Raw genomic sequence first — 22,886 nt, 5'->3', positions numbered from 1 at the left:
CGGGTTCCGGCCGGAAGAATAAGCGGGTCAGCTCCGGGCTGACCCGCTTATTCAGACCGGTTCACGATCAGGCCGCACGCGCCGCCCCGAAAACAGTCCCGCAGGCAGCGTAATAATCGCCAGGCAGATCACAATCAGCGCCATCCCGGCCCAGCCGCTGGCCGGCAGCGTCTCGCCCACCAGCGTGACGGCCAGCAGCGCGGCCACCACCGGTTCCAGCAGGGTGATGGTGGTGGCGGTACTGGCGCGGATGCGGGCTAAGCCATAGCCGTAGCAGAGATAGCCGATAAACATCGGCACCAGCGCCATATAGATCCCCACCGCAGCATTGCTCCACGACTGCAGCAGCGGTGCTCCGGTCAGCAGCAGCACCGGCATCAGCAGCAGGCCACCTGCGCCAAAGGTCGATCCCATCGCGGCCGGGCCGCTGACCCCCTTCTGCATCATCTGCCGGGCCGACCAGGAGTAGAGCGCATAGGTTAAGCCGGCCACCAGCCCCAGCAGAATACCGGCCAGCGCGTGTGGGCGTTCTGCGCCGGCGCTGGCATGGCCGCTCTCCGCCAGCGTCAGCAGCACCATTCCGGCCACGCCCACGGCGGCACCGCACATCCAGCGGCGGCTTAAGCGCTGCCGGTCAAAAAAGTACTCAAGCAGTGCCGATAACAGCGGCGCAGAGCCGATGGAAATCACCGTGCCCACCGCTACCCCGGCCAGGTTCATCGAGGCATAAAACGCCAGCGGGTAGATCGCCACGGCCAGCGCACCGATCGGCAGATAACGGCGCTGGGCCAGAATTTTACGCCGCTGCGCCACCACCGGCCGCAGGGCAATCAGGCACTGCAGTAAACCGCCGAAGCCCATCGCCACCGCGCCGACGGCGAGCGGACTGACCTCCGGCGCAAAGGTCGCGGCCGTACCGGTGGTTCCCCACAGAATGGCGGCAATCAGAACGCCGAACGTGCCGAGGGTTTGCTGCGCGGATCGGGCGTCTGTAGTGGTGGAGGTTTGCTGTTCTGCCGTGTTGCTCACAGTGCCTCCATTAACTGCTGCGCCATCGCACAGGCCTGAGTGATACAGGCGCTGTTGCCCTCCAGCCCGGCGCGGCAAATGCTGCCCTCCAGCAGGAAGGAAAAATGCCTCGCCAGCAGCGCAATATCCCTGCCCTGCGGATTAGCCAGTTCTGCAAGGTGAGTAACCAGGATCGCTTCAACCTGCTCTTTATGCTTGCGCACTTCACGTCGCCCCGCGGAATCCGCCGGGAATTCGGCGGCGGCATTCAGCAGGCCGCAGCCGCGAAAGCCGTGCTCATAGGCGAATTCGGCATGATCGCCGTAGGCAGCAAATACCGCGATCACCTTCTCGCGCGGCGTGGCCGCCTGTGCCACCCGCCGCTGATAGAAGTCCAGCCACTCCTGATGGCGCACCTGCAGATAGGCGGCGATCAGCGCATCCTTGGAGCTGAAGTTATTGTAGAGGCTCTTCTTTGCCACGCCTGCGCGCTTAATAATGGCATCAATGCCGGTACTGCTGATGCCATGGGCGTAAAACAGCACCTGCGCGGCGCGGAGCAGCTTATCGTGGGCGCTTTCGCGGTCGGGGGTCATTGTCGCCTTCTTGTTGCAGTAAAAAGTAGGTAGACCAGTCTACCTACTTGTCAGCGTAAATCAACCTGAGGCTGACCACGAATGACTGAATGGCAGGTACCTCACCTGTTATTTACAGAATTCTCTGCAGGGTGATGGCTGCTGCCGGGTTAAACCTGCCACCCTGTGCCCGCTGCACGTACGCCGCAATACCGTTGTTAAGTGGATCGCCAGCGGGCAGCGGGCAGATAATGCCGCGGCTAATTCACCCGCAGCACCACGATGCCGGGCTTTTTCGCCATATATTCCAGAAATGGCGTATCGACCACCCGCATATTACGCGACAGCGATGAGGCGTTGCGGTACCACACCTGGCCATCCCGTTTGATCACGATCCCGGTGTGGGAGACGTCCAGACCGGCCAGCGGAGAATAAACGCCAACGTAATCGCCGGTGTGCAGCTTATCGAGGACCTGCTGGCTGATGGCGTTACCGGGAAGGTAGGCGATCGTCCGCGGCACGCTGCCCAGCCCGGCAATGTATTCACCGCCGTCGGCTTTGCGGTTCAGCGTCTTTTCAACCGCGATCGCCGCAGGACTCAGGCTGCGGGTGATATCCTCAGCGTTGTGCGGGCTGATGGCATACCAGTCGGTGAAGAAATGTTTTCTGCTCAGGTAGCTGACCTTATCGTTGACGTAGCGCACGCGGATGAGCCGGGTCAGGAAGTTATCCGCGCTGGTTGCGCGCGTCAGTGCCTCGACGTAATCAATCAGCGTATAGCAGTCGACGCCGTTAAAATTTGCCACCAGCACTTCCGGGGTTAACGCAGAGCCCTTCAGCGTGTCGGCCTGATACGGCGTACCGAGAAAGGCCGCCGACAGGTCGCGCACCCGTTCGCCGTGGCTTTTGTTCCGTCCGGGGATCGTCACCGTACGCAGCAGGGTGTTCACCTTCTGCGCGGTAGCGCTGTCCATCTCGGTCTGAAACGCGGGCTGCGCTGACCGGCATGAAACCACCGCTGTCAGGCCCAGCGACAGCAGTAAAACAGCCGTTTTTTTCATTTTCTCTCCTTGTTAACCGGGTTAAATCCTGGGGGTTTTTTACCCGCTTAACCGTGGAAGAGAGAATGTGATAGCCGTTCATTTAACGCCCGTTGATGGATGCGACAACATATCTGACAAATAACTGGTTGTGCGATATTTTGCAGTGCGCAGCCGCGTGGTCCTTATCCCTGTTCAATCAGCATCACCGCCGTGGTGTTCTCCTCCAGCGCCTCAAACAGGTGCGGTTCATCAGCCGGGTAGCTGATGTAATCACCGGCGGTCAGTTCCACCCAGCCCTCCAGCGGCCCCACCCTCGCCCGGCCACTGCTGAGGATCACATGCTCCAGCGTGCCGGGCTGATGCGCGGCAGAAATCTTCGGTTCACCCGGCTGCACCTGCAGGCGATAAATATCACGCTGTGCCCCCGGTGGGCAGGTAGCCAGCAGCGTGGCCAGATAGTTTGCCTGGCCGGAGACCAGCGGCGTGCCCTCCCCGACGCGTATCACCTGCACCGGCTGTCGCGGCTGGGCGATCAGGCGGCTGACCGGCACGTTCAGCGCCATCGCCAGCGCCCACAGGGTTTCCAGTCCCGGATTGCCAATGCCGTTCTCCAGCTGTGAAAGCGTGGATTTGGCAATGCCCGCGCGTTTTGCCAGCTCGGTCACGCTGACCGCCAGCCGCTCCCGTTCACGGCGCAGCGCCTGTGCCAGCAGCAGTATGGGTGAGCCTGCCGCAGATTCAGGCGGGGTTAAATCACTCATAGTGTTCTCCATATCGTACAAATGTTCTTTTTGACGAACGCCTCTTATGCGTTCATTATAATGTCCGCTCGTTCAATTTAACCTGTTAATCCACACCTGAATACCTCTACGGACCTGATAAGGAGTCAAGAAATGGTCTCAACCACGGGAACACTGCAAATGACCGCGGCAATGCTGGTCGCCGGTACCACCGGCTGGCTGGTAATCGCTTCCGGGCAGGATGCGTTAACCGCCGTTTTTTACCGCTGCCTGTTTGGCGCAGTGGCGATGGCGCTGGTCTGTTTTACCCTGCCCGGATCGTGGCAAGTGAGAATAACCCTGCATCAGTGGCTGCTGGTTGTCGCTGGCGGTATCGCACTGGTTTTAAACTGGGTGTTACTATTTACAGCGTACGCGTCAGCTTCGGTCAGTGTCGCAACCGTGACCTACCACACTCAGCCTTTTATGCTGACTGCGCTGAGTGCGCTGTTGTTTCGCGAAAAAATCTCCCGGCAGGCGGCTTTGTGGCTGGGGGTGGCGTTCGCGGGTGTCGTACTGATCGTCAGCGGAGGGCAGCCCGTCCGGTCAGGCGGGGAGCATTATCTCTCCGGGGTGCTGCTGGCGCTGGGTGCCGCGTTCTGTTACTCGCTGGTTGCGATTGTGGCCCGTAGCGTAAAGCAGATCTCCCCCCAAAAGCTGGTCCTCATCCAGCTGATTACCGGGACGCTGCTGTTACTGCCTTTTATGACACCGATAGAGGCAGAAAACCCGGTTAAGGCATGGTCGCTGCTGTTAATACTGGGTGTGGTACATACTGCGCTGATGTCGACCTTGCTTTATGCGGGGATCGGTAAACTTAGCGGCAGCCTGGTGGCCGCGCTCTCATTTATTTATCCGGTGGTCACTATCGTTGTAGACTGGCTGGTCTTTGCCCACCGCCTTACGTTAGGGCAGTTCTGCGGCGCACTCATCATCCTTATTGCCACTGCGGCCAGCTACCGGTTAAGAAATAACGCGAGCAGGAGAGCGTAACCCGCATGAACAGAGCCTGTCTGACCCTAATATTGCAGGCAGGCACGCTGTTGTTGGCGGAGCATTAAAAAGTTAAAAGTATGTTGTAACTAGTTAATGTCGTAACGGGATTTCATACCGGCTTAACGTAAACTGACTCTGTTCGCGCGCTGATGATATCTTTTTACCGGCAATCCGCTGGCTAAAAAGTGGATATAGCGACTGAAGCCGTTTTATATCCGGTCAGCAGAATAGTCCGAAACCGTCCCCCCCCGACAAACCAGAATGACCGTTACCTGACTGCTCACCTGACCCGCAGATACCGGGAATAATAACCTGGGTTAACTTTCCTCCCTGCCGACCTTCGCGGGCTGAGCAGCTAAGAGACGCCTGCATCATCAGATTGAATGCGCAAAAATGAGAACGAATAGCGGGATTTCTGGTTTACACGGGATGGTGACGGTTTATTTCACACCTGCCATAAGGCTACACGGGTGACAGCGTAACACCCGCAAAAAAAGTCAGCTTTTTTTGCGCTAAGAACAGGTGGCATACTCTGAAGAAAATCAATCATTAACAGCAGGATAGTCAGTTATTCTTCGCTAACGTAATTCAACGCGTTTTACCCCATCTTTCCGTGTAAAGTTTCAACAAGCCACGTAAGGCCTCGAAGTATAGTGTTAAGATTCATCCCATTCGATGTAAATATAGCTACATCCCCGATTGCATCTTCACTGACTTATGTGCACAACCTCACCTTTAATTGAACATTTTTTTAAATTACTGTTTTTTCCTCATTCATTTGAATGTACACTTGTCACTGGTACCTATGTTGACTAAATTTAAACCACCTTACAGGTTACGGATTCCGTTATGAGCGAAACGCTGAAAGTATTAAATAACATTCGCACCCTGCGTGCGCAGGCTCGTGAAATTTCTTTAGCTGAGCTGGAAGAGATGCTGGAGAAACTGGAAGCGGTAGTGAACGAAAGACGTGAAGCAGATGCCGCTATCGCCTCTGAGATTAAAGAAAAAGAACAGAAACTGGCAAAATACCGCCAGATGCTGCTGGAAGATGGTATCGACCTGAGCGAACTGACCGCTGCAGATAATACCACTACCAAGACCCGTGCCAAGCGTGCACCGCGTCCGGCTAAGTATGAATATACTGACGAAAACGGCGAATCCAAATCCTGGACCGGCCAGGGCCGTACCCCGGCGGTAATTAAGCAGGCGCTGGACGCAGGCAAAAAACTTGAAGATTTCCTGATCAAGTAACAAAACCGGCCACCCGTCAGGTGGCCGTTTTTTTTCCTGCCACTCCCCTCGTCATTCAGTTTTCCACGTCAGTTGTCCCTGAGATTTACCCTCTACTGCCGTCCGATCGACACCTCTGCTGCGGTATCTGTGCCCTGCCTTTTTAACCCTCCCCTGTCACACGCTCTGTTTTCAGCTTTCTCCTTCACAGCCTTATGCGCAAAACGCAAATAGCCAGAAGAATTCCTTGCTTCACCTTGACCGTTGTCAGGCCTGATATTGGTTGCCAGCAGGCACATCAAACTGACAATAAAGGAATTCCTTATGCGCAACACGTTTCGCCTTCAGGCACTTGCCGGGGCTTTGGCACTTTTAACCGGTTCTGTTATCGCCCATGCGGCAGATAAGCCGGTGCAGGGCGGTACGCTGATCTATTTAGAGCAACAGGCACACACCAATCTTTACCCCCCTGCCGGTGGGTTTTATCCTAACGGCGGTATTCTTAATCAAATTACCGATAAGCTGACCTGGCAAAATCCCGAAACGCTGCAGGTGGAACCCTGGATTGCTGAAAGCTGGAGCAGCAACGCGGAGAAAACGGAATATACCTTTAAAATTCGTCCGGGCGTGACCTTCTCCGACGGCACGCCGCTGGATGCCAGTGCGGTGGCGAAAAACTTTGATACCTATGGTCTGGGAAATAAAGCGCAGCGCCTCCCGGTATCAGAAGTGATCAATAACTATGAACGCAGCGAAGTGGTCGATCCGCTGACGGTGAAATTCTACTTTAAGAAATCCTCCCCGGGCTTTCTGCAGGGGACAGCCACGATAGGCTCCGGTCTGGTTTCTCTCAGCACCCTTGCGCGTAATTTTGAAGCGCTGGGCGATGCGCGTCATATTATCGGTTCCGGCCCGTTTGTGGTCACCGGCGAAAAGCTCGGACGTGAAGTCGATCTCAGCGTGCGCAAAGATTATAACTGGGGTCCGAAAAATGGCGCTCAGCAGGGCCGTGCTAACCTCGACGCGATCAAAATTATCGTGACGCCGGAAGACAGCGTGCGCATCGGCGCGTTGCTGGCCGGCCAGGCCGGGGCGATCCGTCAGGTGCAGGCTTATGATGAGAAGCAGGCACAGCAGCAGAACTTCCCGATCTACGCCGCACCAACCCGCGGCATCAATGACAGCCTGAGTTTCCGCCCGGATAACCCGCTGGTGTCTGAACTGAAAGTGCGCCAGGCGCTGCTGCACGCCACCAACAGCCGTCAGATCGTCGATACGCTGTTCTCGCCTAACTACCCGGTCGCCACCTCGGTGCTGGCCGCCTCGGCGGCAGGCTACGTTGATCTCAGCGACAGGCTGAAGTTTGATCCGGCGCTGGCAAATAAATTACTGGACGAAGCAGGCTGGAAGGCGGGCAGCGACGGCATCCGCCAGAAAGACGGCCAGAAACTGGCGCTGACGGTGTACGAATCCCTGCCGCAGCCGCAGAACAAAGAGGTTCTGCAGCTGGTGGCGCAGCAGTGGAAGCAGGTCGGCGTGGCGCTGGCGGTGAAGGCCGGCGATGCCGGCAGCAAAACCGTCGACAGCCTCGATCCGCTGAAAACCCCGGTTAACGTCACCGAAGTCGGCCGCGCCGACCCGGACGTGGTGAAAAGCCAGTTCTACCCGACCAACCGCGATGCGCTGCTGCAGAAAGGCGGTTCCAGCAGCCTGGTGAAAAACTTCCGTGATGACAGGCTGAACGCGCTGCTGGAAGGCATTGCCGCGGAAACCGATCCGCAGAAACGGCTCGCGCTGACCGGCGACACGCAGCGCTACCTTATCGATAACGCCTATAACATCCCGATCTTCGAAGAGCCGCAGGTGTTCGCCAGCGCGCCGTGGCTGAAAGGGCTGAGCTTTGAGGCCGTAGGCCGCCCGAGCTTCTACGGCGTGTGGCTGGATAAACAGTAAGGCAGGTAATGATGACAGGCTATTTCACGCGCAGGCTGGGCCAGGCCCTGCTGGTTTTGTGGGCGGCGTTTACCGTGTCGTTCTTCCTGCTGCAGGTGCTGCCGGGCGATGCGGTGCTGATTAAGTTTCAGAACCCGGACCTCGGCCTCAGCCCGGCGCAGATCGAAGAGATGCGCCAGGCCTACGGGACGACCACGCCGCTGTGGCAGCAGTATCTGCACACGCTCGGCAGCATGCTGCACGGGGATTTTGGCTTCTCGGTGCAGGCGGGGGTCCCGGTCAGCGAGCTGCTGGCTGAGAATTTCCCGGCCACGCTGCGCCTGGCGCTGCCCGGCTTTCTGCTGGCGGCCCTGCTTGCCGTGACCATCGCCTTTGTCTCCAGCCTTACCGGGCTGCGCTGGTGGCGTAACGCGCTGCAGTCGCTGCCCGCGCTGTTTATCTCGATACCCACCTTCTGGCTGGGTATCGCCCTGATTCAGGTGTTTTCCTTCCAGCTGCGCTGGATCCCGGTGATTAATCCGGGAGAGATCGCCGGCCTGATCCTGCCGGTGCTTACCCTCGCGATACCGATTTCAGCGCCGCTGGCACAAATTCTGATCCGCAGCATCGACCAGGTGCAGACCCAGCCGTTTGTCGCGGTGGCGCGTGCCAAAGGCGCAAGCCAGCGCCGGGTGTTGTGGCACCACGTGGCGCGCAATGCCCTGCTGCCGGTGCTGACCATTGCCGGGCTGCTGCTCGGCGAGCTGATCGCCGGCGCGCTGATTACTGAAACGGTGTTTGGCTTAAGCGGACTCGGCCAGCTGACCCAGCAGGCGGTCAATAATCAGGATGTGGCGGTGCTGCAGGCGGTGGTGATGATCTCCGCTACCGGCTTTGTGGCGATTAATCTGCTGGTCGACGTGGTCTCACCGCTGCTCGATCCGCGCATCCGGCATTACCAGAGGGCAACATCATGAGTCTGATCGCAGACAACAGCCTCAAGTCCGTGCGCGGCGTGCGGGCGCTCTTTCCCGGTCAGCTGAAGCCGGGCCTGCTGCTGGCGTGGGCGGTGCTGGCGCTGGCGATCCTGTGGGCGGTGGCCCCGGGCTGGTTTACCGCGTGGAGCCCGACCGAGGGCACGCCGGGCGCGCAGCGGCTGGCCCCGCAGGCAGGCCACTGGCTCGGTACCGACCAGCTGGGACGTGACCTCTATGCGCGCATCGTCTGGGGCGCATCACATTCGCTGAGCGGCGCGCTGGTAGCCGTGGCGCTGGGGCTGACCGTGGGCACGCTGCTCGGCGTGGTGGCTGGCGCGCTCGGCGGGCGCAGCGAGAGCGTGGTGATGCGCATCGTGGACGTGCTGCTGGCGATACCCGGCCTGCTGCTGTCGCTGAGCATAATTATTCTGCTGGGCTTTGGCACGGTTAACGCCGCCATCGCCGTGGGCATCACCTCGGTGGCGAATTTTGCCCGCCTGGCACGTTCGGAGGTGGTACGCGTGCGCCACGCGGAGTACGTTGAAGCGGCTTACGGCAGCGGCGGCACCTTTTTCTCGGTGCTGTGGCGGCACATTCTGCCTAACTCGCTGACGCCGGTGCTGGCCTTCTCGGCCCTGCAGTTTGGCAGCGCGATCCTTGCCATCTCCACCCTGAGCTTCCTCGGCTACGGCACCCCACCGCCGACCCCGGAGTGGGGCCTGCTGATTGCCGAAGGGCGCAACTATATTTCCACCGCCTGGTGGCTGACCACCTTCCCCGGCGTCGTCGTGGTGCTGGTGGTGCTGGCCACCAACCGCATCAGTCATCACTTTTCAGGAGGTCGCCGGTGAGTGAATCCATCCATCCGGTGCTGCAGGTGGACAACCTCAGCATCGCCTACCGCAGCGGCGGGCAACGCAAGCGCGTGGTGCATAACGTCTCGTTCCGGGTGAATCGTGGCGAGGTGGTGGCGCTGGTCGGCGAGTCCGGCTCCGGCAAAACCACCACCGCCCAGGCGATAATTGGCCTGCTGGCCGGGAATGGCGAGCGAGAGTCCGGCGAAATCTGGCTCAACGGCGCGGAGATCGGCGGCTGGTCGCAGAAGCGGCTGGACGGCGTGCGCGGCGCGGTGGTCAGCCTGATCCCGCAGGATCCCGGCAGTTCGCTGAACCCGGTGAAAACCATTGGCCAGCAGGTTGAGGAAGTGCTGCAGCTGCACCAGCGGCTGTCGCGTCAGGAGCGTCAGCAGCGCGTGGTGGCCCTGCTGACCCGCGTCGGGCTGTCGCACCCGGAGCGGCGGGCCGGGCAGTATCCGCACCAGCTGTCGGGCGGCATGAAACAGCGGGTGCTGATCGCCATCGCCATTGCACTGAAACCGGCGCTGATTATCGCCGATGAGCCGACCAGCGCGCTGGACGTGACGGTGCAGAAACGCATTCTCGACCTGATTGACGAGCTGCGCCGCGAGTCAGGTACCGCCGTGCTGTTTGTCACCCACGACCTGGCGGTGGCCGCCGCGCGCGCCGATCGCATCCTGGTGTTTCGTCAGGGAGAAGTGCAGGAACAGGGGCTGACCGACGATATCCTGCGGCGGCCGCAGCATCCTTACACCCGCCAGCTGTTTGCCGATGCGCCCGCGCTCTCTGCCGCTATTCCGCCGCCGCCTGCGGCGCACTTTTCCCAGCCGGCGATTGAGATTGCGGGCGTCAGCAGGCACTTCTCTCTCGGTGGCGGCGAAGGTTTCCAGGCGCTGAATAACGTCTCCTTCAGCGTCGCGCGCGGCACCACCCACGCGCTGGTCGGCGAGTCCGGTTCCGGCAAAACCACGCTGGCACGTATTCTGCTCGGCTTTCAGCAGGCAGACAGCGGCCGGGTGACTATCGACGGCATTGATGCCACGCAGCTGAAGGGCGAAGCGCTGCGGCAGCTGCGCCGCAAAATTCAGCTGGTCTATCAGAACCCGTTTGCCTCACTCGATCCGTCACAGACGCTGTTCCGGGTGATTGAAGAACCCTTACTGAACTTTGAGCCCCTGAGCCGCGACGAACGCCGTCAGCGCGTGGAGGAGGCCGCCATCCGGGTGGCGCTGCCGCTGCCGCTGCTGGAACGTAAACCGCACGAGCTCTCCGGCGGCCAGCGTCAGCGGGTGGCAATTGCCCGCGCGCTGGTGCTGCGCCCACAGATCCTGGTGCTGGATGAGGCCACCTCGGCGCTGGACGTCACCATTCAGGCGCAGATCCTCGCTCTGCTGCGGCAGCTGCAACAGGACCTCGGGCTGACCTATCTGTTTATTTCTCACGATCTGGCCACCGTGCGTCAGCTGGCGCACAGCGTCTCGGTGCTGCGCGCCGGGCAGCAGATCGATTACGGTAACACCGGCGATGTTTTCAGCAATCCCGTCAGCGACTATACCCGCGAGCTGATCGCCGCCATTCCCACCCTGACACGCGCTAAGGACACCGCATGACAGCCAAACGTCTTGGATTCTTTACCCGCCTGCTGGACCAAACCAGCGCGCAGGAACGTTACCGCCTCGCCACCCTGCAGATCCTGCACGCGGAGCGGCTGGGGTTTGATACCGCCTGGGTTGCCCAGCACCATTTTCACGAGGCCGAAGGCGGCCTGCCCTCGCCGCTGCTGTTCCTCGCCAGCGTCGCCGCGCAGACCTCACGCATCCGCCTCGGCACCGCGATCATCACCCTGCCGATGGAGAATGCGCTGCGCGTCGCGGAAGATGCGGCGGTACTGGACCTGCTGAGTGACCACCGGCTGGAGCTGGGGCTGGGTTCCGGCGGCACGCCGGACTCGTTTCTGCCGTTTGGTCTGACTTTTGATCGGCGTACAGAGGCGTTTTCTGCCAACCTGGAGACGCTGTTACAGGCATGGCGTGGCGACGCCCTCGGCCATGAACAGAACCGGCTCTACCCTGCTGCCCCGCAGCTGGCCGATCGCCTGTGGCAGGCCACCTTCTCGGTGGCGGGCGCGGCGCGCGCCGGTGCCGCCGGCCACGGGCTGATGCTCTCGCGCACTCAGCCCCGCCCGCCCGGACAGCCGCGCCTGGCGCTGGATGCGATCCAGAACCCGATCATTGACGCATACCTCGCCGCCCTGCCTGCGGGGGTGGAGCCGCGCATCCTCGCCTCACGCACCGCCTTTGTCAGCCGTGATGGCGCAGAGGCCCGGCGGCTGGCGCTGCCGGGGCTGACCGCGCAGGCGGAGCATCATCGCCGCGCTGGCCATCAGGTGGCGGGCGACACCCTTGATGACTATATCGCCGCGTTCGATGTCCATCTCGGCACGCCGGAACAGGTAGAGGCCTCGCTGCGGCAGGACAGCAGCCTGGCACGGGTGACCGATGTGTCATTCCAGGTACACTCCATCGATCCGCCGCATGAACAGATCCTCACCTCCATTGAACTGCTGGCCAGCGAGGTTGCCCCGGCGCTCGGCTGGCGTAAGCCCGTATCCAGAGTGACCCACAAGGAGCGCGTATGACCCGTAGTACCGATCTGTTAGAGCAGCTGGCCGATATTGCCCCCGGCAGTGCGCTGGCCGAGGCCCGCCTGACCCGCGACGCCGCCACCGAAAATACCCAGGGCAGCTACGAGGTGCTGTTCAGCCCCTCCGCCGCTCACGGCCTGCCGCTGACCTCACGCCTGGCGCTGGCGCAGCAGGTCGCCAGCTGGCACGGTGAAGAGCGGCTGGCCGCACACTATGCCGCCGAACTGAACGGGCGTCAGCCTGACGCCGGGCTGCAGCCGCTGCGCGACCACGCCGAACTGCTGACCTTTAAACCGGCCGCCGCCGATCCGGCCCATCTGCATGCGCTGGCTGACGGCGGCCTGAGCCTGGACGCGATCGTCACCCTGTCGCAGCTGGTGGCGTTCGTCAGCTACCAGAGCCGCCTGCTGCGCGGTTATCGTCTGCTGGCCGGCGAGAACGGCGCCGCCGCCAGCGCTGAACCGGCGGTGGCCGCCGGGTGGCGTACCGAACCACTGACGCTGAGCGGTAAGAACGCCCCGCCGGCCTTCACCCGCGACGAGCTGGGCTGGGAGCCGTGGATCCCGGCAAAACCGCTGGCGGAGTTCAACGCGGACGAACAGGCAACGCTGGCCAGATTTGGCCACACTGATTCCGACTACTTCCGCCTGCTCGGGCGCAACCTGCCGCTGCTGGAGCAGCGCACGCTGGCCGATAAGGGGATCTTCTTTACCGCCGGCGGGCTGCCGCGCAAAGAGCGCGAGCTGGCGGCCACCGTGGCCAGTAAGGTCAACGGCTGCGTGTTCTGCGCCTCGGTGCATGCGCGCAAAGCTGGGCAGCTGTCAAAGCAGCCAGAGGATATCGATCGGCTGATCGCCACCGCCCCCGGCCAGCCGTTGGCCGTTGACCAGCAGCCGCGCTGGCAGGCGATCATCGCGTTTTCCGCCTCACTGTCCGCCACGCCGCCGACCGCTTCCGTGCAACAGTTGACCGTACTGCGCGAGCTGGGGCTGAGCGAACTGGAGCTGGTGGATCTGGTGCAGAGCACCGCCTTTTTTGCCTGGGCCAACCGCCTGATGCTGACGCTGGGCGAACCCTTTATCCCGGCCGCCTGACGTGCCACTTTTGCGGGCAGGCGCAACGCCCTGCCCGTCACCGGAGAGTCTGTAATGTCTGAACTGATTCCTGAACTGGATCACGTGGTGATCAACGTGGGTAAGCAGCTGGATGGGGCTGCCGAACGCTATCGCCGCCTGGGCTTTCAGCTAACCGAACGTGGCCACCATTCGCTGGGTTCCAGCAACCATCTGGCCATTTTTCACAATAATTACCTTGAACTGCTGGGGTTCGAACCCGGCCGCGGCCACCTGCGCAAAGCGCTGTGGCAGTCGCCCCCCGGCCTTTCCGGGCTGGTGTGGAAAACGCAGGACGCCGATGCGGTTTACCGCCACCTGCAGCAGCGTGAACTGGCGGGCGATGCCGCCGCCAGCTTCTTCCGCCCGGTGACGCTGCCGGACGGTTCGCTGCAGGAAGCACGCTTTCGCACCGTGGCGCTGCAGGCGGAAAAAGTGCCGAACGGGCGCAGCTTCTTCTGCCAGCATCTGACCCCGGACGCGGTCTGGCAGCCGGCGTGGCAGGTGCACCCGAATGGCGTGACGCACATCAGCGAATTTGTCATCGCCAGCCGTGACCCGGCCGAAGCAGCGGCGGTGTATGGTCAGCTGTTTGGTGAGCAGCAGGTGGACGTGCTGGACAGCGGGGAGCGGCAGATTGGCGCAGGCGATGCTGTCGTGCGCTTCCTGAGCAGCGATCGGGCCAGCGCTGAGTGGGGTGCGTTACCGGCGGATTATGACGGTTCGACGCGCATGATCGCCCTGGGGTTCCGCACCCGTTCGCTGGCGCAGGTGCATGACAGTTTAGCTCAGGGGGACATTCCGTTCAGCGAAGATGAGCGCGGTGTGCATGTCAGCGCAGGGTCCGGCGGGCAGCTGGCGCTGCGCTTCAGCCCGGTCTGAACGGCCCGCTGATATCGGACGCAACCGCCATTAACGCCGGGCCGCCGCTCCGGCGTTTTTTATGCTACGCCTGTCCACAGGCGGCATGCTCTTTGTTTACCCGCACCGTCGAAGCGGGGAAAGTAGCCAGCTTCACCGCCGGGCGGATCGGACGCCGCACCAGTTCACCGCCGCAGTTCGGGCAGTGGCCGTCCAGGCGTTGCTCCGCACAGTCCCGGCAGAAAGTACATTCAAACGAACAGATTACCGCCAGCGTCGATTCCGCTGGCAAATCACGATCACAGCATTCGCAGTTGGGGCGCAGTGTCAGCACGGTGTTTATCCTTCAGGCAATGGTCATTCACCTTAGATCGGGCCGGACGCGAAAAAAAGGCAGGTTCGGGACATGATGAGACCGAAAACGGACAAGCCCGCCGCGCGTACACCAGCCGTGAAGCGATGGCCGCCCGCCAGTCAGCCGAGGTACTCAATCACCGACAGCCCGCCGTTGTAGTCGGTGCTGTAGATAATCCCCTGCGCATCAACAAACACGTCGCAGGACTGGATAATCTGCGGCCTGCCCGGGCGGGTATCCATCATCTTCTGCGGCGCTGCCGGCACCAGCGCGCCCGTCTCCACCGGACGATAGGGGTTGCTGATGTCATAGGCGCGCACCCCGGCGTTCTGCCAGGTGGCGAAGATCAGCGTTGAGCTGATAAAACTGCCCGGCCGGTTTTCATGCAGGTTGTGCGGGCCGAAGTGCGCGCCTTTTGCGACATAGTCTACTTCATCCGGCTGCGGGAAGGTGGAGATGCTGACCGGGCTGGTTTTATCGCGGATATCGAACAGCCAGATATGCTTTTCGCCGTCCTCCTGACTGTCCAGCACCGCCTCATCCAGCACCACCAGCAGGTCGCGGTCCGGCAGCGGCAGCGCGGTGTGGGTGCCGCCGCCAAAAGGCGGGCTCCAGTTGCGGTGGCTGAGCAGCGTCGGATTGCTGCGATCGCTGACGTCGAGCAGCGTCAGGCCGCCGTCGCGCCAGCTGCCGTACGCCACGTCGCCGCTGATGATGGCATGATGCAGCGCATAGCGCCTGCCCTCCGGCCAGCCCGGCTGTTCACCGGCCGCCGTATTCATTCCCGGCAGCCACCAGCGCCCCGCCACTTCCGGCTTCTGCGGATTGGCCAGGTCGATGGTCAGGAAAATGTAGTCGCTGAAGCCGTCCAGCAGCGCCGAGACGTAGGCCCAGCGCCCGCCGACGTACCAGATGCGGTGAATACCGATACCGTTAAGCGGCAGGAAGCTGATTTCACGCGGCTTTTCCGGCGAGGAGATATCAAAGATGCGCAGCCCTGCGCTCCAGCCGCGATCCTGTACGTCGCTGACCGTCTCCCCCACCGAACGGGTGTAATAGACTTTCTCATCGGCGAAGCGCACGTCCGCGAACAGATCGCGGGCGTTGATCACCAGCAGCAGGTCGTCGTGCGCCTGCAGATGCACGTTCCAGGTGCCGGGCGGCGCGGCTACGTAGCCCGCGCTGCGCGGATTTTTCGCATCACGCACGTCAACGATTGAGAAACCCTGCGACACCATATGGCCGATATAGGCGTAGCCGCGGTGTACCATCACCTGCACGCCGTCAGGGCGTCCACCCTGATCGCTGTGGCCGATCAGCCGCATGTTGCGGCTGTAGTCCGCCTTTGGTAAGAAGTTCGTCATCGCCGCTCCTTACTTCTTCGCCTTCGCTTCCAGCGTCGCAAACCACGGCGCAATAAAGTCACCGGTCTGACCCCAGCCCGGGATCACCTTGCTCAGCCCGGCAACGTTAACCGGCCCCGGCTGGCTGACCAGCAGCGCCTGCGGGATCACCGTGGCTTTAAATTCGTAGCTGGCCGGGGTGGCTTCTCCCGCCAGCTTCAGCGCGATCAGGCGGACGTTGGTTGCGCCAATCAGCTTCGGATCCACCGCCGCGGTCACTTTCCACGGGCTGCCCGCCTCACGCATCAGCTGCAGATCCTGGTTAGAGACGTCGATGCTGTAGAGTTTGATTTCGTTGCGCCCGTTCTCCTTCAGCGCTTTTACCGCGCCCTGAGTGAACGCATCCCAGGTACCCCAGATGGCGTCGATCTTACCTTTTGGATATTTCGCCAGCAGCGCGCCGACCTTGTTGGCGGTATCGCCCTGCACGTCAGAGGAGACGGCACCCACCGATTCCAGCTCATGAATGCCGGGATTCGCCTTCAGCAGCTGCTGGTAGGCTGCCTGACGACGCTCCATCGGCGGGAAACCGGCCACCCACAGCCTGATGATACTGGCCTTACCGTTGTGATCCTTAATCAGCTGACCGAAGGAGAGTTCGGTCAGGGAGGCATCGTCCTGTTGCGTGACCGTAGCACCGGCCACCTCACCGTCGACGGCGGTATCAAATACCGATACGGCGATGCCGCTGTCCGCGATCTTCTTCACCAGCGCGGTGGAGTAAGGCGCACGTCCCTGCGAGAGAATAATGCCGTCATACTTCTGGCTGATAGCCTGGTTAACAAAATCCTGGAAACGCGCGTCGTCACCGTTGGATAAAAAGGTGCTGACCTTAAAGCCCAGCGCTTTCGCCTGCTGCACCGCGCCCTGCACAAACTGGGTGGTGTTATCGTCAGAGCCGAGGTTGCGGATCACCGCGATGCGCACCGGGCCATCATGGCTGGCGATGGCCTGCGGGACCGGCGCCGGCGTGGCGGCGTGCACGGGTAATGCGCTGGCAACCAGCAGCGCCAGTAACGATACGAATGATTTCATTGCAGTGATCCCTGTATTGACGGTGAAAAACGCACGGTGCGTAAACGGGTGGCCTGAGCCATCCGGACACTTTTTCACAGCCGCTAACCCACTGACAAAGAAGTAAAAGGAATATGTAACTCAAAAAAAAGCATTAGTCCGGGAGGACGTAGCTGACGCAAAGCGCGGACTCTCTGCACGGCACCAGAGTGGCCTGGGGTATGCTGTTGCAGTGCGTGCTGCTGTCGCAGAAAGAGACCGCCAGCCGATCGCCGCCTGTAAGCGTTTCCGGCTGCCGGCCTCCTGGCCGCGCTGGCGGCGGATATTAACAACGCAGAGCAGATTGTTGCGGTAATCGCCCACACCCTGCGCCTGCAGGAGTCGGTTCATGCGCTGCCGACCGCGGTCACGCCTGATACGCTACGCGCGGCATTTAAGAGGGTGGAGCAACCGGGCAGCTGAACCCCGGGCCTGAATACAGCCTGCCCGTTTACGTCAGGCGCAGCAGAGTGAAACTCCCCCCCTTTAACGACAGTCCACCACTATTCGCCCGTGGCTCTGCCCGTCCAGCAGGCGGCTGGCCGCCGCAACGGCCTTGTCCAGCGGCACCGTTTTCGTCAGCTTTTCCAGCACGTCGCGCGTCAGGTGCTGAGAGGCCTTTTGCCAGATTGCCGCACGTAAACCGGCAGGAACCATCACGCTGTCGATACCGCGCAGCGTGATGCCGCGCAAAATAAACGGCGCGACGCTGGCCGGGAAATCCAGCCCCTGCGCCATGCCGCAGGCGGCTACGATGCCGGCGTAACGGGTGGTGGCGCAGGCGTTCATCAGCGTGTGGCTTCCCACGGTGTCGATGACGGCGGCCCAGCGCTCTTTCTGCAACGGTTTACCCGGCTGGCTCAGCGTTTCGCGATCGACCAGTTCTGCGGCGCCCAGCGCCTGCAGCAGCGCACCGCTGCGCTCCGGCCGGCCGGTTGAGGCGCTGACCTGATAACCCAGGCCGGACAGAATGGCTACGGCGCAGCTGCCGACGCCGCCGCTGGCCCCGGTGACCAGCACCGGGCCGTCAGCAGGCTTCACGCCGTGCCCCAGCAGGGCGTCAACGCAGAGCATGGCGGTAAAGCCCGCCGTGCCGATCGCCATCACCTGGTGGCTGTCAGCGCCCTCAGGGATCGGCGTCAGCCATTCACTTTTGACCCGCGCCTGCTGCGCCAGGCCCCCCCAGTGACGCTCCCCGACGCCCCAGCCGGTCAGCAGCACCTTATCCCCGGCCCGGTAAGCCGGGTTGCTGCTGGCCAGCACGTTCCCCGCGAGGTCAATACCCGGCACCATCGGAAAACTGCGCACGATCGGGCCGCGCCCGGTAATCGCCATGGCATCTTTGTAATTAATGGAGGAGTAATCAACCTGAACGGTCACCTCGCCGGCAGGCAGATCGGCAGCGCAGACGTCGGTCAGCTCCGCACTGTAATGGTCGTTATCGTGGCGTATCAGAATGGCTTTGAACACAGAATCTCCTTATCAGAGCAGCAGGCCGTCCGTTTACCAGCCTGCGGCATCAACGAACGCTCGCCCGCCAGAGAACAGCGGGCGTCAGGCGTCGTAGTGTAGAAGCAGTACCAATGCCCTGACAAGGCTTAACGCAGCACCAGCACGGAGCGGTTATCTTCAATATCCACTACAGGGAGTAAACGGAACCAATAACCACTGTGGTGAGGATCCGGAGACTATCCACTGTAGTGAGTAACTGGCGTGAGAAGGCAATCGCCAGCTACTGAGGCGAATCATTCATATCTTCTCAGGGAAGCCACTGCCGTTTGTGGATAACATCCACTAAGGTGAGATGCCGATCGCATTTCAACAGACAACTATCCACTATGAAGAGTGTAAATGTGATTTGAAGGGGATAACATCCACTGTAGAGGGGTCATCAGACACAGGATTTACCCTTATCCACTGTAGTGAGATTCTGCTTACTGTTTTCAGCCATAAACATCCACTGTAATGAGTAAATGCTGAGGTTTCAGACGGTGGTGATCCTCCCGGATGAGAACAGCTGCCCATGTGACCCGGTCACTATCCACTGTAGTGAGCGTATATTGTGGAATTAAGCAGCGGAAATCCACTGTTGTGAGAAGAGTTGCTCTGTTACCGATCGGTCATCCACTGTGGTCAGAACGGTCAGAATATTCAATCCGGCTATCCACTGTAGTGAGAACCCCCTCGTTAGCTGTCCGCCTGGTAACCACTGTAGTAAGAAATCACTGACGTTGCATCAGCCAACTCTCTCTCCGGACAGGTTTTCTGGCTCAGCAGCCCTATCCACTGGAGTAAGAAAATATCCACTGTGGAGAGACAATCCGCTTACATCAGACCTTCGGCAAACGCGAGATCTTCACTGACAACCATAGAGTTAGTGAATGCTAACATATTGTATATCAGGGTGTTGCAGGTTAGTGGTTACCAGGGTTCTGACCTTACTCAGCGAAAAATCGCTGATGGGGGGTTACCCTCTACAGTGGATATTTTACGAAATAATTCGCCGGAAGCTCTCTGTAGTGGATATTTTGCGAATTTCTCTGACCACAGTGGTTAACGGTAGCCGCGCCATTCAGCAGAGCAGTATCCATGGCCAGCCATAGCAGGCTGCACTTCTCTCCCTGCAGCGGTTGCCCGTGGCAGGCAGGCCGGACCGGCCTGAGGACGATGCCCTTCCCCTTCCGCGCAGAAGTGAATGCCGCCCGTTACGTCCCTCGTTTTTCTGGCAAGCCGCTATCCACTGTAGTGAGAAAGAACTGACTACAGTGGTTACTGCTGGTTATGACAGGGGGTGTTAACGGGACTGACATGAGGGGAACGATGACAGCACCTGAACAGTGGTGCTGCAATAAGCGAGTGAAGAATGCAGACGGAGAACAACAGGAAGATACATACAACCACTGTAGAGAGATACTGCTTACTACAGTGGTTAATATCGCGCTTAACGCTATCTGACAGGATAAAAGATAAACAAATGTGCTCACTACAGCGGATACTAAGCCTGTTGCTGCTCACTACAGTGGTTACTTCATCTTTCCGCTGCGGATCTTCTCCAGCAGTTCCTGCTCTTCACGCGAAAGCAGCACCAGCTCTCCCTCCGGCTCCGGCTCGATGGCATCCAGCCCTTCATCAAAGTCGTCACCCGGCAGATCCGGCAGGCTGAGCGGAATATCCGCCGGCTTCAGCTTGGGCCGCCGGTAGTGGATAATGAAGTAGACCGAGCGCCCACGCTTTATCTCAGTGTAATCAAGATAGCCAATCTCACGCAGCTGCTCCATCGCCTTTCTGACGGTGGCGTTCTGGGTGATGGTTCGCGAGGTCAGATTAAGCCGCGCGCGCAGCCGTGACATCGAGATCGGCGCAGGTGAAGGCGGCAGGCTTTCAATGAAGGTGTACAGCGCCTGCGCCGACTCCTTACGGGACAGTTCGTTAATCGCTCTCAGCTGCAGTAACACCTTTTTATCGAACTGATAGAGTTCGAAGATTTTGGGGTCGGCCTGCAGGGTCACCGTGTCGGATTTGGTGCTGTATTTAGCCGACTGCACCAGGTGCGTGATGTAATACTCCCCTTCTTTGCTGCTGAAGGCGATGGTGTTGGTGGCGATACGGGTCAGAGACGCGTCCAGACGGCTCCTGAGCTTCGCAGAGGACCTCACTGAGGGGAACCCACAGAGTTTGGCAAAATCGACGAAAGGCAGCGTTACGCTGTCTCCCAGCACCTTGTAGCGGGCGAAGGCATGAATGATCCCCACCCAGGTTTTGAAGTCGTTATCCATATCCAGGCGGGCGCCGGTGATCTTGATATTCTCATAGCCTTCTGACTTCACGATCGACAGCTGTTTCAGCTCATCGGTGACGTCCATCGTCGCCATCTGATTTTTTCTGCCGCGCGCCGTGGATTTCAGGGTAGGAACGAACAACCCCAACCGCATCAGTGCCACCGGCTGAACGGTGTTATTGCTGTTTGGCGTCAGGGTAACAACCTCACCCGTTCTTTTGTCTGTCTCACTGAAAGCTTCAGCTATCATCTTGTTTTCAGGTTCTTTTTTTGTCATTCCAGGTTTCCCTTAACTCACAAGCACGCGTCGCCGTTACTGAATACAGTGGATAGTAGCACTCACTATAGCGGATAGGCTACTCACTACAGCGGTTAATCTGCTCTCCTCAGTGGTTAATTTACTCTTCACAGTGGTTAACGATCCCCTCTGAGGGCAGGCAGCACGGGGCTTGCGGCGATCGGGGATCTTTATGGGTCTTTCAGGAACTTAAAAGGATCTGTTATTGGATCGTATCGGTGAATAAAAACGGTTATCCGATCCACTAAAAATGGGGATATCTCTGAATAACTTATCTCAGGATCGTGTCTGCACGCTGAACATCCCCGACAGATCCGGTCTGGCCGGCATTTCACCCCGGAAAAGTTAATCACAGAGCAATACCCCGCCCGCTCACTACAGTGGTTAAACAGCACTCACCAGCGTGGTTATCAGTGCTCTCTACAGCGGTTATATTACTCTTTACAGCGGTTGGCTTACTCTCTTTAGTGGATAGTAACAGGCCTCCAGACCAGGCGTGACAAGGCCTGAGAGGGTGCGGGGATCTCTTTAGGATCTTATCGGGATCTCTCTGGGATCAAATAATTGGATCTGATCGGTGAATAACGGGGATAAATCCCTGAGGATATTTCAGACATCGTATCGACAGCACCCGTCGGTCATCAGCGCGATGCAAACCTGATAACGTCATCTTTATCCGGCTCAGTGCACTATTTATGAACAAAATCATGTTGCAATTATTACTGATATGCAGGATTATTGATTTTAAGATGATATGCTACATAAATGGAGTCAATGATGAATAGCGATCCGCATCAGACTGACAAGATTGCCCAGCGCGCAGGAAAGATGCTCACGTCACTGACCGAGCACATTCAGGCACAGAAGGAAGAGCTGCGTGAAAACGAGTACTTTCAGGTTTATGCCAAAGCGGCGCTCGCTAAGTTGCCTAAACTGACCCGTGCCAATGTTGATTACGCGGTCAGCGAAATGGAAGAGAACGGTTACGCCTTTGATAAACGCGCCGCCGGATCGTCCTCCAAATATGCGATGACCATCCAGAACATCGTTGATATCTACCATCACCGCGGCGTTCCTAAGTATCGCGATCGCCATGATGAAGCCCTGACCGTGTTTGTCGGTAATCTGAAGGGGGGCGTATCTAAAACGGTCTCCACCGTCTCTCTGGCGCACGCCATGCGCGCGCACCCTCACCTGCTGTTTGAAGATCTGCGCATACTGGTGATCGACCTCGATCCCCAGTCATCCGCTACGATGTTCCTTAACCACACAAGAGCTGTGGGTATGGTGGAAACCACATCGGCGCAGGCAATGCTACAGAACGTGACGCGTGAAGAGTTGCTGGAAGAGTTTATCGTCTCATCGGTGGTGCCCGGCGTTGATGTATTACCCGCGTCAATTGATGATGCCTTCATCGCATCAGGCTGGGAGGTGCTGTGCAGTGAACATCTGCCGGGCCAGAATCCTCACGCCGTACTGCGTGAAAATATCATTGATAAACTGAAGTCAGATTACGACTTTATTTTTGTCGACAGCGGCCCGCATCTGGATGCCTTTCTTAAGAACGCCATTGCCGCAGCCGATCTGCTGATGACGCCGGTTCCACCCGCGCAGGTCGACTTCCACTCAACGCTTAAGTATCTGACCCGTTTACCTGAGCTGATCAGCATCATCGAGTCATCGGGCTGCCACTGCCGCCTGCTGGGCAATATCGGCTTTATGTCCAAGCTGTCGAATAAGCCCGATCACAAAGTCTGTCACAGCCTGGCCAAGGAGATTTTCGGCGGCGATATGCTGGACGCCGCCCTGCCCCGTCTGGATGGCTTTGAGCGCTGTGGTGAATCCTTCGACACGGTGATCTCAGCGAATCCGTCGACCTACGTTGGCAGCAGTGAGGCATTGAAGAACGCACGCGCCGCGGCAGAAGATTTTGCCAAAGCGGTTTTTGACCGTATCGAATTTATCCGTATTAACTGAGGCAC

Annotated in this window: 19 protein-coding genes; 10 read left to right on the top strand and 9 right to left on the bottom strand. The window is 59.5% G+C overall.

All coding sequences use genetic code 11. From position 1 onward, the window contains the following. Positions 1-51 precede the first annotated feature (51 nt). The 4 genes from ASF13_RS14780 to ASF13_RS14765 form a co-directional block, all read right to left on the bottom strand. Positions 52-1,029, bottom strand: coding sequence for a DMT family transporter (locus ASF13_RS14780; RefSeq protein WP_072166387.1), 978 nt, complete (start codon positions 1,027-1,029; stop codon positions 52-54). Beyond that, complete coding sequence (locus ASF13_RS14775) at positions 1,026-1,604, bottom strand: TetR/AcrR family transcriptional regulator (RefSeq protein ID WP_056237654.1); 579 nt, start codon at positions 1,602-1,604, stop codon at positions 1,026-1,028. Before ASF13_RS14775 ends, ASF13_RS14780 begins: the two co-directional genes overlap by 4 nt. A 239-nt stretch (positions 1,605-1,843) precedes the next feature. After that, on the bottom strand, positions 1,844-2,644 hold the full coding sequence (locus tag ASF13_RS14770; RefSeq protein WP_056237651.1) for a DUF1460 domain-containing protein: 801 nt from the start codon (positions 2,642-2,644) through the stop codon (positions 1,844-1,846). Between the two features lie 164 nt (positions 2,645-2,808). After that, positions 2,809-3,387 carry a helix-turn-helix domain-containing protein gene (locus ASF13_RS14765; RefSeq protein ID WP_056237647.1) on the bottom strand — a complete coding sequence of 193 codons (579 nt, stop codon included), beginning with the start codon at positions 3,385-3,387 and terminating at the stop codon, positions 2,809-2,811. Positions 3,388-3,519: 132 nt separating this feature from the next. Here ASF13_RS14765 and ASF13_RS14760 point away from each other — a divergent pair, with 132 nt between their 5' ends. From ASF13_RS14760 to ASF13_RS14720, 9 genes are all read left to right on the top strand, one after another. Beyond that, positions 3,520-4,398, top strand: a complete 879-nt coding sequence (locus tag ASF13_RS14760) for a DMT family transporter (RefSeq protein ID WP_056237644.1) — start codon at positions 3,520-3,522, stop codon at positions 4,396-4,398. 852 nt (positions 4,399-5,250) lie between these two features. Continuing rightward, positions 5,251-5,655 (top strand): H-NS family nucleoid-associated regulatory protein, encoded by a 405-nt coding sequence (locus tag ASF13_RS14755; RefSeq protein WP_056237642.1) that lies wholly within the window; start codon positions 5,251-5,253, stop codon positions 5,653-5,655. A gap of 303 nt (positions 5,656-5,958) precedes the next feature. After that, positions 5,959-7,587 (top strand): TIGR04028 family ABC transporter substrate-binding protein, encoded by a 1,629-nt coding sequence (locus tag ASF13_RS14750; protein ID WP_056237641.1) that lies wholly within the window; start codon positions 5,959-5,961, stop codon positions 7,585-7,587. A gap of 11 nt (positions 7,588-7,598) precedes the next feature. Further along, the gene (locus tag ASF13_RS14745) at positions 7,599-8,543 is read left to right on the top strand and encodes an ABC transporter permease (RefSeq protein ID WP_056237639.1); all 945 of its coding nucleotides are present in this window, start codon (positions 7,599-7,601) and stop codon (positions 8,541-8,543) included. Then, positions 8,540-9,394, top strand: a complete 855-nt coding sequence (locus ASF13_RS14740) for an ABC transporter permease (protein WP_056237636.1) — start codon at positions 8,540-8,542, stop codon at positions 9,392-9,394. The genes ASF13_RS14745 and ASF13_RS14740 overlap by 4 nt, the downstream gene beginning before the upstream one ends. Continuing rightward, a complete protein-coding gene (locus ASF13_RS14735) occupies positions 9,391-11,010 on the top strand; it encodes an ABC transporter ATP-binding protein (RefSeq protein ID WP_082502358.1) in 1,620 nt (539 codons plus the stop codon). Before ASF13_RS14740 ends, ASF13_RS14735 begins: the two co-directional genes overlap by 4 nt. Beyond that, positions 11,007-12,038 carry a putative FMN-dependent luciferase-like monooxygenase gene (locus ASF13_RS14730; RefSeq protein WP_056237634.1) on the top strand — a complete coding sequence of 344 codons (1,032 nt, stop codon included), beginning with the start codon at positions 11,007-11,009 and terminating at the stop codon, positions 12,036-12,038. The genes ASF13_RS14735 and ASF13_RS14730 overlap by 4 nt, the downstream gene beginning before the upstream one ends. Beyond that, positions 12,035-13,138 carry an alkylhydroperoxidase domain protein gene (locus ASF13_RS14725; protein ID WP_056237633.1) on the top strand — a complete coding sequence of 368 codons (1,104 nt, stop codon included), beginning with the start codon at positions 12,035-12,037 and terminating at the stop codon, positions 13,136-13,138. Before ASF13_RS14730 ends, ASF13_RS14725 begins: the two co-directional genes overlap by 4 nt. 54 nt (positions 13,139-13,192) lie before the next feature. Then, complete coding sequence (locus ASF13_RS14720) at positions 13,193-14,038, top strand: VOC family protein (RefSeq protein ID WP_056237630.1); 846 nt, start codon at positions 13,193-13,195, stop codon at positions 14,036-14,038. A 64-nt stretch (positions 14,039-14,102) separates the two neighbouring features. Here ASF13_RS14720 and ASF13_RS23625 read toward each other — a convergent pair whose 3' ends face one another. The 5 genes from ASF13_RS23625 to ASF13_RS14700 form a co-directional block, all read right to left on the bottom strand. Further along, positions 14,103-14,351: a DUF1272 domain-containing protein gene (locus ASF13_RS23625; protein ID WP_072166386.1), complete on the bottom strand. Its 249-nt coding sequence runs from the start codon at positions 14,349-14,351 to the stop codon at positions 14,103-14,105. Between the two features lie 140 nt (positions 14,352-14,491). After that, complete coding sequence (locus ASF13_RS14715) at positions 14,492-15,736, bottom strand: LVIVD repeat-containing protein (RefSeq protein ID WP_056237629.1); 1,245 nt, start codon at positions 15,734-15,736, stop codon at positions 14,492-14,494. A 9-nt stretch (positions 15,737-15,745) separates the two neighbouring features. Further along, the gene (locus ASF13_RS14710; protein ID WP_056237624.1) at positions 15,746-16,810 is read right to left on the bottom strand and encodes a sugar ABC transporter substrate-binding protein; all 1,065 of its coding nucleotides are present in this window, start codon (positions 16,808-16,810) and stop codon (positions 15,746-15,748) included. A 504-nt stretch (positions 16,811-17,314) separates the two neighbouring features. Then, on the bottom strand, positions 17,315-18,298 hold the full coding sequence (locus tag ASF13_RS14705) for an MDR family oxidoreductase (protein WP_056237618.1): 984 nt from the start codon (positions 18,296-18,298) through the stop codon (positions 17,315-17,317). A gap of 1,553 nt (positions 18,299-19,851) precedes the next feature. Continuing rightward, positions 19,852-20,883: a replication initiation protein gene (locus ASF13_RS14700; protein WP_056237616.1), complete on the bottom strand. Its 1,032-nt coding sequence runs from the start codon at positions 20,881-20,883 to the stop codon at positions 19,852-19,854. Between the two features lie 798 nt (positions 20,884-21,681). On the opposite strand from ASF13_RS14700, the gene ASF13_RS14695 reads away from it, so the two are divergent. Next, positions 21,682-22,881, top strand: a complete 1,200-nt coding sequence (locus tag ASF13_RS14695; protein ID WP_056237615.1) for an AAA family ATPase — start codon at positions 21,682-21,684, stop codon at positions 22,879-22,881. The last annotated feature ends 5 nt before the right edge of the window (positions 22,882-22,886 follow it).

The organism is Erwinia sp. Leaf53 (genome assembly GCF_001422605.1).
In the GTDB taxonomy this organism is placed as follows: domain Bacteria; phylum Pseudomonadota; class Gammaproteobacteria; order Enterobacterales; family Enterobacteriaceae; genus Erwinia.
Note: the sequence above shows the minus strand (reverse complement) of the source record. Positions and strands in the feature narration are given on the sequence as shown.

Coding starts and splice junctions, on each gene's coding strand:
- ASF13_RS14775 (WP_056237654.1), bottom strand. CDS start 1,604: ATGACCCCCGACCGCGAAAGCGCCCACGATAAGCTGCTCCGCGCCGCG.
- ASF13_RS14770 (WP_056237651.1), bottom strand. CDS start 2,644: ATGAAAAAAACGGCTGTTTTACTGCTGTCGCTGGGCCTGACAGCGGTG.
- ASF13_RS14765 (WP_056237647.1), bottom strand. CDS start 3,387: ATGAGTGATTTAACCCCGCCTGAATCTGCGGCAGGCTCACCCATACTG.
- ASF13_RS14760 (WP_056237644.1), top strand. CDS start 3,520: ATGGTCTCAACCACGGGAACACTGCAAATGACCGCGGCAATGCTGGTC.
- ASF13_RS14755 (WP_056237642.1), top strand. CDS start 5,251: ATGAGCGAAACGCTGAAAGTATTAAATAACATTCGCACCCTGCGTGCG.
- ASF13_RS14750 (WP_056237641.1), top strand. CDS start 5,959: ATGCGCAACACGTTTCGCCTTCAGGCACTTGCCGGGGCTTTGGCACTT.
- ASF13_RS14745 (WP_056237639.1), top strand. CDS start 7,599: ATGACAGGCTATTTCACGCGCAGGCTGGGCCAGGCCCTGCTGGTTTTG.
- ASF13_RS14740 (WP_056237636.1), top strand. CDS start 8,540: ATGAGTCTGATCGCAGACAACAGCCTCAAGTCCGTGCGCGGCGTGCGG.
- ASF13_RS14730 (WP_056237634.1), top strand. CDS start 11,007: ATGACAGCCAAACGTCTTGGATTCTTTACCCGCCTGCTGGACCAAACC.
- ASF13_RS14725 (WP_056237633.1), top strand. CDS start 12,035: ATGACCCGTAGTACCGATCTGTTAGAGCAGCTGGCCGATATTGCCCCC.
- ASF13_RS14720 (WP_056237630.1), top strand. CDS start 13,193: ATGTCTGAACTGATTCCTGAACTGGATCACGTGGTGATCAACGTGGGT.
- ASF13_RS14715 (WP_056237629.1), bottom strand. CDS start 15,736: ATGACGAACTTCTTACCAAAGGCGGACTACAGCCGCAACATGCGGCTG.
- ASF13_RS14710 (WP_056237624.1), bottom strand. CDS start 16,810: ATGAAATCATTCGTATCGTTACTGGCGCTGCTGGTTGCCAGCGCATTA.
- ASF13_RS14700 (WP_056237616.1), bottom strand. CDS start 20,883: ATGACAAAAAAAGAACCTGAAAACAAGATGATAGCTGAAGCTTTCAGT.
- ASF13_RS14695 (WP_056237615.1), top strand. CDS start 21,682: ATGAATAGCGATCCGCATCAGACTGACAAGATTGCCCAGCGCGCAGGA.